This is a genomic window from Phytoactinopolyspora limicola (genome assembly GCF_011320225.1).
In the GTDB taxonomy this organism is placed as follows: domain Bacteria; phylum Actinomycetota; class Actinomycetes; order Jiangellales; family Jiangellaceae; genus Phytoactinopolyspora; species Phytoactinopolyspora limicola.
On sequence record NZ_JAAOEN010000012.1, the window covers coordinates 107,712 to 120,071 of the forward strand.

Annotated in this window: 12 protein-coding genes; 7 read left to right on the top strand and 5 right to left on the bottom strand. The window is 68.1% G+C overall.

All coding sequences use genetic code 11. The features are described from left to right. Nucleotides 1–243: 243 nt before the first annotated feature. The 5 genes from G8760_RS22640 to G8760_RS22660 all read left to right on the top strand — a co-directional run bounded on the left by G8760_RS22640 (nucleotide 244) and on the right by G8760_RS22660 (nucleotide 4,097). A complete protein-coding gene (locus tag G8760_RS22640; protein ID WP_166355100.1) occupies nucleotides 244–942 on the top strand; it encodes a DUF3137 domain-containing protein in 699 nt (232 codons plus the stop codon). Nucleotides 943–985: 43 nt separating this feature from the next. Further along, entirely contained in the window at nucleotides 986–1,915 is a 930-nt protein-coding gene (locus tag G8760_RS22645; protein WP_166355101.1) for an ABC transporter ATP-binding protein, read from the top strand. Between the two features lie 101 nt (nucleotides 1,916–2,016). Beyond that, nucleotides 2,017–2,733: an ABC transporter permease gene (locus tag G8760_RS22650; RefSeq protein ID WP_211198997.1), complete on the top strand. Its 717-nt coding sequence runs from the start codon at nucleotides 2,017–2,019 to the stop codon at nucleotides 2,731–2,733. A gap of 140 nt (nucleotides 2,734–2,873) precedes the next feature. Next, nucleotides 2,874–3,785 carry a COX15/CtaA family protein gene (locus G8760_RS22655; RefSeq protein WP_166355148.1) on the top strand — a complete coding sequence of 304 codons (912 nt, stop codon included), beginning with the start codon at nucleotides 2,874–2,876 and terminating at the stop codon, nucleotides 3,783–3,785. Between the two features lie 90 nt (nucleotides 3,786–3,875). Further along, nucleotides 3,876–4,097, top strand: coding sequence for a DUF6458 family protein (locus tag G8760_RS22660; protein WP_166355103.1), 222 nt, complete (start codon nucleotides 3,876–3,878; stop codon nucleotides 4,095–4,097). A 10-nt stretch (nucleotides 4,098–4,107) separates the two neighbouring features. On the opposite strand, the gene G8760_RS22665 is transcribed toward G8760_RS22660, so the two are convergent. The 4 genes from G8760_RS22665 to G8760_RS22680 all read right to left on the bottom strand — a co-directional run bounded on the left by G8760_RS22665 (nucleotide 4,108) and on the right by G8760_RS22680 (nucleotide 7,802). Further along, nucleotides 4,108–4,893, bottom strand: a complete 786-nt coding sequence (locus tag G8760_RS22665) for a hypothetical protein (RefSeq protein ID WP_166355104.1) — start codon at nucleotides 4,891–4,893, stop codon at nucleotides 4,108–4,110. Between the two features lie 27 nt (nucleotides 4,894–4,920). Beyond that, on the bottom strand, nucleotides 4,921–5,376 hold the full coding sequence (locus G8760_RS22670) for a hypothetical protein (RefSeq protein ID WP_166355105.1): 456 nt from the start codon (nucleotides 5,374–5,376) through the stop codon (nucleotides 4,921–4,923). 73 nt (nucleotides 5,377–5,449) lie between these two features. Next, nucleotides 5,450–6,559 carry an RNA polymerase subunit sigma-70 gene (locus G8760_RS22675; RefSeq protein WP_166355106.1) on the bottom strand — a complete coding sequence of 370 codons (1,110 nt, stop codon included), beginning with the start codon at nucleotides 6,557–6,559 and terminating at the stop codon, nucleotides 5,450–5,452. Nucleotides 6,560–6,665: 106 nt separating this feature from the next. Continuing rightward, on the bottom strand, nucleotides 6,666–7,802 hold the full coding sequence (locus G8760_RS22680; protein WP_166355107.1) for an NAD(P)/FAD-dependent oxidoreductase: 1,137 nt from the start codon (nucleotides 7,800–7,802) through the stop codon (nucleotides 6,666–6,668). Nucleotides 7,803–8,007: 205 nt separating this feature from the next. Between G8760_RS22680 and G8760_RS22685 the strand changes: the two genes are divergently transcribed. Continuing rightward, the gene (locus G8760_RS22685; protein ID WP_166355108.1) at nucleotides 8,008–8,643 is read left to right on the top strand and encodes an HdeD family acid-resistance protein; all 636 of its coding nucleotides are present in this window, start codon (nucleotides 8,008–8,010) and stop codon (nucleotides 8,641–8,643) included. 421 nt (nucleotides 8,644–9,064) lie between these two features. Here the strand turns inward: G8760_RS22685 and G8760_RS22690 are convergent, their stop codons facing one another. Beyond that, nucleotides 9,065–10,012, bottom strand: a complete 948-nt coding sequence (locus G8760_RS22690) for a heme o synthase (RefSeq protein WP_166355109.1) — start codon at nucleotides 10,010–10,012, stop codon at nucleotides 9,065–9,067. 240 nt (nucleotides 10,013–10,252) lie between these two features. On the opposite strand from G8760_RS22690, the gene tkt reads away from it, so the two are divergent. Continuing rightward, nucleotides 10,253–12,349 (top strand): transketolase, encoded by a 2,097-nt coding sequence (gene tkt / locus G8760_RS22695; RefSeq protein ID WP_246222655.1) that lies wholly within the window; start codon nucleotides 10,253–10,255, stop codon nucleotides 12,347–12,349. Nucleotides 12,350–12,360 lie beyond the last annotated feature (11 nt).

Genomic DNA, 12,360 nt, shown 5'->3' on the forward strand with positions numbered 1-12,360 from the left:
TGGCGCACTACCAGTGCACGTCGTGCGTTAGCGTCGCGCTTTCGCCGCCGTATGTCCGTTTCGGCGCAACGCTGGCGTACAACGACAGCTCATCGTGCGCCAGCGTTGCCCGACACGCCGACCGCACGGGTGCTTCACCCCGTATTCGGACCGCTAGACCCCGGGATGCCGGGCTAAATCGCCGAATCCGCGCGACCCTCGCGAATGTAGTCCCGGTGTAGCACCACCTGAAACACTGCCCACATGGAGAGCATTGTCGCCCTAGTTATCGTCGGGAGCTTGGTGATCGGACTGGCGATCTTTGCCATTCACCATCACAACGAAACAAAACGGCGAGAGGCTCTGCAGAACGCCGCCAACGCCCACGGCTGGCAATGGACCGATCGGGACGACTCCTACGCCTCGAGATGGGACGGTCCGCCATTCCGCGGCCATAAGCGCCGGGCTCGGGCCCGCAACGTGCTGACCGGCACCCACGACGGGCGGGACTTCGTCGCCTTCGAGTACTCGTACACCACAACCACCAGCACTGGGCAGACCACCAGCACCACCACCCATTACTACTCCACCTGGGTCATCTATCTGCCGGCCTCGGTGCCGTCCATCTCGCTGGGTGCGGAGGGAATCCTCGGCGGCCGGGTGGCGAAGGCCTTCGGCTTCAATCGCCTGGACATCGGCGACCCAGACTTCGACGGCCGGTTCAAGGTGACCTGCGACGTACCGGAGTTCGGCCGCCGCATCCTCAATCCAGCCTTGGTGGACCTGATGATGCGGGGCGAGGTGTGGGCGTGGCGGTTCGACGGCGACGTCATGATTTCCTACCGCAAGGGCCGCCTCGACCCCACCGACGTCATCCCCCGCCTCGACGCGATGAGCCGCGTCCTCGAACACGTACCGCACGAACTCTGGGACCAGTACGGCCGACCCGCCACCCAGCTTTGACCCGCACTGCCGCCGCTCGTGCTCACATGTCAGACTCACTGGCGTGAGCTCCTCCCCCGCCGTCGAGATCCACGACCTGGTCAAACGTTACGGGCCGGCCACCGCCGTCGACGGGCTCACCCTCACCATCACCGCGGGCGCCATCACCTCGGTACTCGGGCCGAACGGCGCCGGCAAAACCACCGCGGTGGAGTGCTGCGAGGGCCTGCGTATCCCCGACGCCGGCACGGTGCGGGTGCTCGGGTTGGATCCCCGGCGCGACGGCGGCCGGCTGCGGCCCCGCATCGGCGTCATGCTCCAGGAGGGCGCCGGGCTCTACCCCGGCGCCCGGCCCGTCGAGCTGATCGCCCACCTGGCTCAGCTGCACGCGCACCCGCTCGACCCCGACGTCCTAGCCGACCGGCTCGATTTGCACGAAACCGGCCGGACCCCGATCCGGCGGCTGTCCGGTGGCCAACGCCAGCGGGTCGCGCTCGCCGCCGCGCTGGTTGGCCGCCCGGAGCTGGTGTTCCTCGACGAACCCACCGCGGGGGTCGATCCACACATGCGCCGTTCGATCTGGGCACTCCTGGAGGAGCTACGCGCCGACGGTGTCACGATCGTGCTCACCACCCACCTGATCGACGAGGCCGAACGGCTGTCCGATCAGGTGGCGATCGTCGACGACGGGCGGCTGGTCGCCGCGGGCAGCCCGACGGAGCTCACCGCGGGGCAGGATTCCACCGTCCAGTTCACTGGTCCACCCCGGATGGATCTCACCGGTCTGCGCACGGCGTTGCCCTCCGACGCCCGGGTGGAAGAGACCGCACCTGGCCGCTACCGCGTCACAGCTACCGTCGATCCACAGCTGCTGGCCACCATCACCTCGTGGTGCGCCACCTACGACGTCATGCCGGACGGGCTGACCGTGGGCCGTGGTTCACTCGAAGACGTCTTCATCGACGTCACCGGGCGGAAGCCGGTCACGTCATGACCCGCGATCAGCCCCCCGCTTCGTCCCCGACCGGCGACCAGTCCTCCGCTTCGTCTCCGACCGGCTACCGTCCCGCGCCGGGCGCCGCCCCGCTGCCACACATGCTGGTCGCACAGGTGGCCTTCGAGGTCCGGCTGCTCCTGCGCAATGGTGAGCAGTTGCTGCTGACCGCCATCATCCCGGTGGTGTTGCTGGCCCTGTTCGCCGGCATCGACGTCTTCGACACCGGTGGTTATGAGCGCATCGACTTCCTCGTGCCCGGGATCCTTGCCCTGGCGGTGATGTCCACGGCCTTCACCTCACTGGCCATCGCTACCGGATACGAACGCCGCTACGGAGTGCTGCGCCGGTTGGCCGTGTCGCCACTGCCCCGCTGGGCGCTCTTGCTGGCCAAGGCGTTGACCGTGCTGGCTGTCGAGATGGTGCAGGTGGTGCTGGTCGGCGGGTTGGGGGTGGCGCTGGGGTGGCGGCCCAGTGGGTCGGCGGTGGCGGCCGTCGTGATCATCATCGCCGGCACCTTCGCTTTCGCCGCCCTCGGCCTGCTGATGGCGGGCACGCTGCGCGCGGAGGTCACACTGGCTGCGGCCAACCTCGTCTACCTCCTGCTCCTGGTCTTGGGTGGCATCGTCATCCCACTCGACCAGTTCCCCGACACTCTGCAGCCGGTGCTGGCGGCTACCCCGGCCGGTGCACTCGCCGATGGTCTACGTACCGTCCTCGCCGACGGCGCCGCCTTGCCGTGGGACCGGGTGGGCGTCCTGGCCGCCTGGGCCGTCGCGGGTTTCGCCGCAGCCGCCCGCTGGTTCCGCTGGGACTAACCCGATGATCATTGGCACTTGACTACCGGATCCGGTAGTCAAGTGCCAATGATCATCGGGGTGGGACGTACCATGACACGGTGACGACGACGCAGAACCGGTCGGCGCCGCCATCCAGCCGTGCTCGCGGCTTTGGCCGGCTGCCGCTCGTGTCCGAACCCACACTGCGCAAGCTGGCCTACGCCTCGCTGATCACCCAGGCTGGCATCATCGTCACCGGCGGCGCGGTACGCCTCACCGACTCCGGCCTTGGCTGCCCGGAGTGGCCGCGGTGCACCGACGAATCGTGGACCGCCACCCAGGAAATGGGGATCCACGGGGTCGTCGAATTCGGCAACCGACTGCTCACATTCGTCCTCGGCTTCGTCGCCCTCGCCATGCTCCTGGCCGTGGTCCGCACGCTCTCCTCCGGCCGGCCCCGGCGCGACCTGCTCGTCCCGTCGATCTTCCTGCTCTGCGTCATCCCCGCCCAAGCCGTCATCGGCGGGATCACCGTCTGGACCGGCCTCAACCCATGGGTGGTGATGTTCCACTTCCTGGTCTCGGCAGTGCTCGTGGGTGTCGCCACCGTGCTGGTCCGGCGGGCGCAACGGCCCGCGCTGTACGTGCCGGAGCGGATCGGGATTCCCTGGCTGGAGCGGCTAGCGCTCATCACACTCGGGGCAACGGCCGTAGCCGTCTACATGGGCACTATCGTCACCGCCAGCGGCCCACACGCGGGTGACCCCGACGCCCCACGCACCGGATTCGACCTCGGCCTCGTCACCGGCTTCCACGCCCATGCCGCGGCGATCGTCCTTGGTCTGGCCATCGGACTGTACGCGGCGGCCCGCGTCGCCGGAGCGCCGGGCCGAACCGCCCGAGCAGCAGCCGTGCTGCTGGCCGTGCTCTTCGCGCAGGGACTCATCGGCGCCGTGCAGTACCGGCTCGAACTCCCTGAACTGCTGGTCGGCCTGCACCTCGCCGGCGCCGCCGCGATGGTGTTCGCCGCCGTCGACGTCTGGTACTCGACCCGCTGGCGGCCAGCCAACGCCTCACACTCCCCGGCCTGACAGTTTCAGGCCAGCGCGCCTGGGTAGTAGGTGATCACAGGTTCCGTCGCCGGCGGAACGTGTGACATCCGACAGGACGGAGGCATCGACATGGGACTCGGCCTCGGCATTTTCCTCATTGCGGTCGGCCTGATCTTGTCCCTGGGCGTGCGCGATCAACTCGCCGACTTCGATCTCAGCGTCATCGGCTGGATCCTCACGGGCGTCGGTGCGCTCGGCGTCATCTTGACCATGATTCTCAGCGCGTCGAGGCGCCGGACTCGCCGGGAGGTCATCGATCGGCCCGACGACATCGACGACCCGCTGCGTTAGAGTTCCGCCGCTAGTCGAACAGCCGTCCTTCGGCCACCCGGGCGACGGACGTGGGTGTACCGAGTTCGGTGCGGTCGGCCGGATGGTCGAGGTAATACCGCAGCACCTGATAAGCAACCACCGGGTCGAGCGCCAGTCGACGATCCGGCACGGCGAACGCGGTCGACCCGCGCAACCGGCGGGCCGTCCGCGCCGCCCCGGCGGACTCGGACGGCCGCAGCACCGCCGCCACGTCACGCACGTCGACGCTGAACCAGTTCTGCCACGGCCGGGGCATCAGTGGGTTTATCCCATACCTGATGGTGTAGGTACGCAGCTCCGTGATCTCATCCCACGGCACCCCCAGCCGATCCAGGCCAGCGTCGAACACCACCCTCGACGGCGTGAGCCGCAACCCCGGCACGGCGTCCCGCCGCTGTTTCAACGTGGCCAGACCGCCGAGAACGAACACGGCACCGACACCGCCAAGAACGAGCAGGCCCACAATCCCCGCCCAGAGCCCGTCCACCACCGCCACTATGCCGATGACGACGGCCAGCGCGATGAACACCGCTCCCAGGGCCAGGAACCCGATACCCCGCCAGCGCGGCGTCGGGTGCATCGGCAACAGCAGCCCCGGCTCGCGATACGCGTCGATGTCGACGTCGACCACGCGGACCCCGGCGTGGCCGGCGGCCGCGTAGGCGCGGGCCCGACGATCCGTTCGCCGCCAACCGGTAGGCCACACCCAGGCGCCGCCCGACTCGCGCCGCAGGTTGGTCCGCGGGTCTGCCGCGTTGGACTCCTGGTCATCCACGGCGCACATCGTCGCACATGCTGCTTGTCAGTCGACCACCACTCGGGTCGCCGTCGACGTGTACCCTCCACCTGGCCACACCCAGCCGCCGGCCAGCGTTGAGCCGTCGGCGCTGAACTCACCCCGGAAGTACGCCGGAGAGCCCTTCTCCCCTCCCCAGATGGTGAGGGTGTCACCGCTGAGTTCGTACACGTAGTCGAGGGTGTCGCCGGTGTTGCTGTAGAACCTGGAGCGGATCTCCGCCTCCGGTTCCTCAGCCCCGAACGGTTTGATCCGGCCGATCACCTCGATTCCTTTGACGTGAACCCCCACCTTCGGCTGCGCGATATCGACGTCCTGCACGAGAAAATAGCCTCCATCGAGCCAGGAGAAGCTGATCTCTCCCTGCGCCTCGCCGGACACCCGCCACGTGCCCACCAGCCGGTCCAACGCACGCAGCTCAGCGTCGGGTCCGGTCTTGCTGGTGCTGTGTTCGGTTGCCATGACGTCCTCCTCTACTAGCCGGTTGGTATCTGTCTGACGCCAGCCGGCCGCGAAAGGAATCGGTCCGCCGTAGTTACTCGGCGGACGGGGCCGGGCCGGCCGGATCTTCGAGGACGAGCGGCAACCCGAAGAGCCTGAAGCGGTGCGGCTCGAACGAAGTGATCGCCGCCACGGCTCCGCCCTCGATCCGCAACACGTCGATCACCTGCGCCCGATGGGCCCCCGGCAGGTCACGCGTCTCAGCAGCCACCGGGCGTTCGACGTAGTGCGCGACGGCCGGTTGGCAGTTCGCGGAGGTCACAACCGACCGCCAACCCCCGAGATGGCCCGGCGTTCCTGGCGTGAAAACGTCCCGGGAGAACGAGACCAGGGCGTCGCGGCCGACAATCCACGCCGGATACGGCGGCATGGTCTGCACGACATCGTCCGCGAGCAACGACGCTAGTAGGTCCAGGTCGGCCCGCTCGTGCGCCTGGACATACCGCGCTACCAGTGCGTCCTCTTCAGGAGTCAACGCCGAGGAGGTAGACCAGTCGTCGCGGCTCTTCGGCAGATGCTCGCGCATCGTCGCCCGAGCCCGCTGTAGCGCGCTCTTGACCGAGGCGACGCTGGTGTCCAGCAGCGCCGCTGTCTCCGCAGCAGACCACCCCAGCACGTCGCGGATGATCAGCGCGGCCCGCTGCCGGGGTGGCAGTTGTTGAATGGCGACGAGAAAGGCCAGCTCGACCGTCTCTCGTTCGACGGCTACCACGTCGGGCTCCACGTTGCTGGGGGCCCTCACGTCGAGCAGCCGATCCGGGTACGGCTGAAGCCAGGGTACGTGCACCGGTGGTTCCGCCACGGGCGCCCCGGCCAGCGGCGGTCCCTGGAATCGCCGCGGCCGACGGGACCGGGCGGTCAGGATGTCTAGGCACGCGTTGGTAGCGATCCGGTATAACCACGCGCGGAAGGTGGACCGGCCGGCGTAGCTTCGCCGCCGCTTCCAGGCGCGTAGGAACGTCTCCTGCACGACGTCCTCGGCATCGTCGTACGACGCCAGCATCCGGTAACAGTGCACATGGAGTTCGCGCCGGTACCGCTCGACCAGGGTGGTGAACGCGGCTTCGTCGCCCGCCTGTGCGGCCGCGACCAGAGCCACCTCCCCTCCGACTGGCTCGGTGTTGTTGCGAACGTCGTCAGCCATGATCGTCTCCACGCCTTGGTTCTCCCTCTAGTGTGTCGCGGCCCAGTGGTCCCCTGGTTATGACGGCGACACACAGCACAAGGAATCGGTGGCAGGTAACGGTCGTTCACGAACGAACCGGTGCGGCCAGCCGGGTAGCCGCCATGGGTACGGGAAACTCGACGGACTCGCCGAGGATCGCCCGGGCCAGCAGCCAGCCGGAATACGGCGCCAGCGTCAACCCCTGCGGCCCGAACCCGGTGGCCAACCACAAGCCTTCGACCCCTGGTGCGGGCCCAACGAGCGGCTCGCCGTCGCGGCTGGCCGGCCGCAGCCCGACCCTGACCTCCAGCCATTCCGCCTCGGATAGCCGCGGCACCACCCCGAACGCCTTGCGCAAGAGCATGTCGACGCCACCGGCGGTGACGCTGGCCGCATAACCGCTGTGGTCCTCGCGGGTGGCACCGATCACGATTCGATCGCCCGGGAACGAGAGCAGGTAGATACCTCCGAAAACGCTGACCACGGGAAGGTCGGATCCTCCGCCGGGCAGCCGCAGGTGCACGATCTGGCCCCGCTGAGGGTAGACCTGCGGGTCGAACCCCGTGGCACCGGCCAACGCACTCGACCACGCCCCCGCCGCCACCACCACGTGGTCGGCCTCGAAGAGTCCGGCTGCGCAACGCACACCGGTCACCCGTGAATCGACAACGACCAGTTCACCCGTGGACTCGACGAAACGGGCGCCGCCGCGCCGTCCCAGAGTCACCAGGTGGTCCCGGACAACCCGTCCATCTACCCGCGCGACCTCCGGCAACCACACCGCGCCGAGTGCGGTCGACAAGAGTGGGAACCGACGACGCAGCTCAGAATGGTCGAGCAGTTCCGGTGAGCCGACCCCGGCCGTGCCATGTTCACGGATCAGCGACCCCGCCCGGTCCGTCACTTCGGCCAGCCGGCGTAGCTCGTCGTTGTCACGGGCGGCGATCAGCTCGCCGGTGGCGGCGTACGAATGTTCCGCCAGCCCACCCTCCACGAACTGCTCGACGAGCCGCACGTAGTGAGCGACGGCGGCGAACATCAACTCGCTCTTGGCCGCGCTGACCGGCTGGATGCCGACCGGGGTGATGATCCCGGCCCCGGCCGCCGTGGCCTGACCGGGCCGGGCATCATCCACCACCACGACGTCCGAGCCAGCTTTCGCCAGGTGATACGCAACACTAGCCCCGGCGATGCCGGATCCGATGACCACTACTCTTGTCACGTCTGCCCACCGTTCTCGTCGTCCTTACCCGTCGTCAGGCCCGTTCAAGTGTCGATCATTCACGAGCGGAGTGCGACTGCCACGCACCGGGCCGGTCCTGGGTTCCCGATCCCGAAAAACCTCCAGACGGCGGCGTCGAACCGGCATAATCGACGGTCAGAGGTCACCGAATCCGCGAACCGGTGAGATCGACGAGGTGGTCGACATGTCCGCTGACAATCCAATCAACGCCGGCGACACCACCGGCCGGCCGGCTGACCACACCTCCGCGTCAGGCTCCGCCGTCGGTCTGCTGCGGCGGTTCTTCGCCTTCAGCCTGCTCCGCGGCGCTGTCTACGTGGCGGTTGGTGTGCTCCTTCTCTTCGAGCCGACGTCCACCCTCACCTGGCTGATCTGGCTGTTCGCTATCGTCGTCGCGGTTCAGGGTGTCCTGCTCCTCATCGACGGATTACAACGCCGCGGCGACGGCACCGGGGTGTGGATCGTGTGGGTGACGGCCGGCGCGCTGAGCATCGTCGCTGGTGTAGTGGTGGCTGCCTGGCCCGACGCTACCGGGCTCGTGCTGCTGCGGTTGGTCGGTGTGTGGGCGCTCGTGGCCGGGATCATCGAGGTGGTTGGCGCACTCCGGCGGGGTGCTGAGCCCGGCCGGGAGTGGACGCTGTCGATCGGCCTACTCACGGCCGTCTTCGGGTTCGTTCTCCTGGTCAGATCCAACGAAGCCGTCGAGGTGATCAGTGTGTTGATCGCCCTCTACCTGCTGTTCACCGGGATCGTCATCATCATGTCCTCCCTGGCGGTACGCTCGGCCACCCAGCGGATCGCCGAAGGCTCCTCGACCTAGCTGCGCGCGCCCAACGCCCCTCGCCCTGCCCGTCACCATGAGGAAGCTTGTGGTCAGCCGCGGCCGAACCACCGCAGTTGTCAGCGCAAGGGGGTTGGCCGATGGCCGCCCGCCCAGACGGACCGGCCGTGGCCACCACAAGGCGCCTTACTGCACCCTTCACGTCGGCACAAGGAGGCTTGTTGTCGCCCAGGCGACCATAAGGAGGCTTGTGGCGAGCCGGGATGCGCCACAAGGAGGCTTGTTGTTGCCCAGGTGGAGTTAGCGCACGGAGGGGAGCTAGTGCGTGATCGGAGTGACATCGGGGTCGCCAGAGCAACACCTTCGCCGCTCCGTCGTTGCACCAACTCCACTCCGTGCACAAACTCCGGCCCACGGGCAGCAGCCACAAAGAAGCCAACCGCCTACCGGAACGGTAGCGTCAGCCGAAGATCAACACGTCGGCCATCACGGCGACGAACACCACCGTCAGGTAGGTGATGGAGCCGTGAAACACCCGCATGGCTTTGAGTCCGGCCAGGGTGTCGTCACGGCGAGCCAGCAGGTGCAGCCGGTGCGCCTCGACCAGGAACCACCCGGCGGCCAGCACCGCCCCGACGCCGTAGAGCCAGCTCAGACTAGCCACCGGCCACAGCAGCAACGACGTAACTACCATGGCCCAGGAGTACGCGAGAATCTGCAACGCCACCGTCCGCGCCGGCGCCACGACGGGCAGCATCGGCACCCCGGCCCGCTCGTAGTCTTCGCGGTAACGCATGGCCAATGGCCAGTAATGCGGTGGCGTCCAGAAGAACACGATCAGGAACAGCAACACAGGCGGCCAGTCGAGGCTGCCGGTCACGGCCGACCAGCCGATCAGGGTGGGCAGGCAGCCGGCCACCCCGCCCCAGACGATGTTCTGCGTCGTGCGGCGCTTGAGCAGGACGGTGTAGACGAGGACGTAGAACAGGTTGGCCGCTGCGGTCAGCCCCGCGGCGAGCGGGTTAACCCAGACCACCATCATCGTGACGGCCAGGGCCAGCAAGACGGAGGCGAACGCGAAACCGGCTTGAGGTGAGATCGCGGCCACGGCGACCGGACGGCGGCGGGTCCGGTGCATGACGGCGTCGATGTCGCGTTCGAGCACCTGGTTGAAGGCGTGTGCGCTGCCGGCGGCGAGGGTGCCACCCAGCAAGGTGACCGCTACGAGCCCGAGTGGTGGTAGCCCACGCTCGGCCAACACCATGGCCGGCACCGTGGTGATGAGCAGCAGCTCAACCACCCGGAGCTTCATCAACGACACATAGGCTCGGGCAGTGTCCTGCCAGGTCAACGGCCGATGCACGGCGCGCGCAGAGTCTACGCGTTGCTCGACGGCCGTCACGATCATCCTCAACTGTGGTCAGGGATACATACGGCGGGCGAAACATCCGCCGTAGTTGCTCGGTTGAGTCTACCGGGAGGCCGATACAGACCGAGCGACCGGGGAAGGTGTGGTGACCGACACCTGCGACCTCTGTCGAGAATCCGCTACGTGGAGCACTAGGCTCGACGTCGAGACGCACGCCGGCACCGGGCGCCAGCCTTCCAACCGTCTGGTCGAAACCTGATCGAAAGGGGCAACCCCATAGTGAACACCACCATTGCCCATGACGCTAGTCCCCCGTGGTCCGACGTCGACGGCCACGCCGTGGACACAGTCAGGCTGCTCGCGATGGACGCGGTGGAGAAGGCCGGGCACGGCCATCCGGGGACGGCCATGAGCCTCGCGCCGGTCGCGTACACGTTGTACCAACGGGTCCTGCGCCACGACCCGTCCGATCCGGCGTGGCTGGGCCGCGACCGCTTCGTGTTGTCGGCCGGACACAGCAGCCTCACCCAGTACATTCAGCTGTACCTCGCCGGCTACAACGTCACTCTCGACGACCTCAAGTCGTTCCGCACCTGGGGCTCGAACACGCCGGGCCACCCCGAGTACGGCCACACCGATGGCGTGGAGGTCACCACGGGGCCGCTCGGGTCGGGGTTCGGCACCGCCGTGGGTATGGCTTTCGCCGCCCGGCGGGTGCGTGGCCTGTTGGATCCCGACGCCGCGCCGGGTGAGAGCGTCTTCGATCACCATGTCTACGTCATCGCCTCTGACGGCGACCTCCAGGAGGGGGTCTCCAGCGAGGCCAGCTCCCTGGCCGGCACCCAGGAGCTCGGCAACCTGGTGGTGCTGTGGGATGACAACAAGATCTCCATCGAGGACGACACCAGCATCGCCTTCACCGAAGACACCGTCGCCCGCTACGAGGCTTACGGCTGGCACACCCAGGTGGTCGACTTCACGGTCACCGGCGAGTACCGGGAAGACCCCCAGGCGATTCTCGACGCGCTCGAGGCGGCGAAGGCGGTCACCGACCGGCCCTCGTTCATCGCGGTGCGCACGATCATCGGCTGGCCGGCGCCGAACAAGCAGAACACCGGAGCCATCCACGGCTCGGCGCTCGGCGCGGACGAGGTCGCGGCCACGAAGCAGATCTTGGGCGCCGACCCAAGCAAGAGCTTCGACGTGGCCGACGACGTCCTGGCGCACACCCGGCAGGCGATCGACCGGGGCAAGGCTCTCCGGGCCGCATGGGAGGAGCGGTATTCCGCATGGCGATCGGCCAACCCGGAGCGCGCCGAACTGTTGGACCGGCTGAGCAAACGTGAGCTGCCTGACGGATGGGCCGACGCCGTTCCGGAGTTCGCGGCCGACGCGAAGGGCATGGCCACCCGGGCCGCCTCAGGGAAGGTCATCAACGCGATCGCCCCGGTGCTGCCCGAGCTGTGGGGAGGTTCGGCCGACCTCGCCGGCTCGAACAACACGACCATCACCGGTGAGCCGAGCTTCCTGCCGGAGAAACGTTCCAGCCAGATGTTCCCCGGGCACCCGTACGGGCGCACGTTGCACTTCGGGGTACGCGAATTCGCCGCCGGCCTGGTCTCCAACGGGATCGCCCTCAACGGGCTGACTCGCCCCTACGCGGCCACCTTCCTGGTGTTCAGCGACTACCAGCGGGCGGCGGTCCGGTTGGCGGCGTTGCAGCAGATCCCGACGACGTTCGTCTGGACCCACGACTCCATCGGGCTCGGCGAGGACGGCCCCACCCACCAGCCGGTGGAGCACCTGTCGGCGTTGCGCGCCATGCCCGGTTTCGACGTGGTACGCCCGGCCGACGCGAACGAGACGGCCGTGGCGTGGCGGACCATCATGGAACGCAGCCACCGGCCCGCCGGGCTCGCGCTCACCCGACAGGGGGTGCCGATCTTCGACCGTTCGGTCTACGGCTCGGCTGAGGGTGTCGCGCGCGGGGCCTACGTGTTCGCCGAGGCCGAGGGTGGTACCCCAGCGGTGCTGATCATGGCGACCGGTTCGGAGCTTCAGCTCGCGGTCGAGGCACGCGAACAGTTGCAGGCCGAGGGGATCGCTACCCGTGTCGTCTCGTTCCCGTCGCACGAATGGTTCGACGAGCAAAGCGACGAGTACAAGGAGTCGGTGCTGCCGTCGGCTGTCCGCGCCCGGGTATCGGTCGAGGCCGGAGTGGCCATGAGCTGGCATCGTTTCCTCGGCGACGCCGGCCGTGCGGTGAGCCTCGAACACTTTGGTGCGTCGGCCGACTACAAGACGCTGTACCGCGAGTTCGGGTTGACCGCCGACGCGGTCGTCGCCGCCGCCAAGGGCTCCATCGCCGCCCTGTAGACCTACCTCTG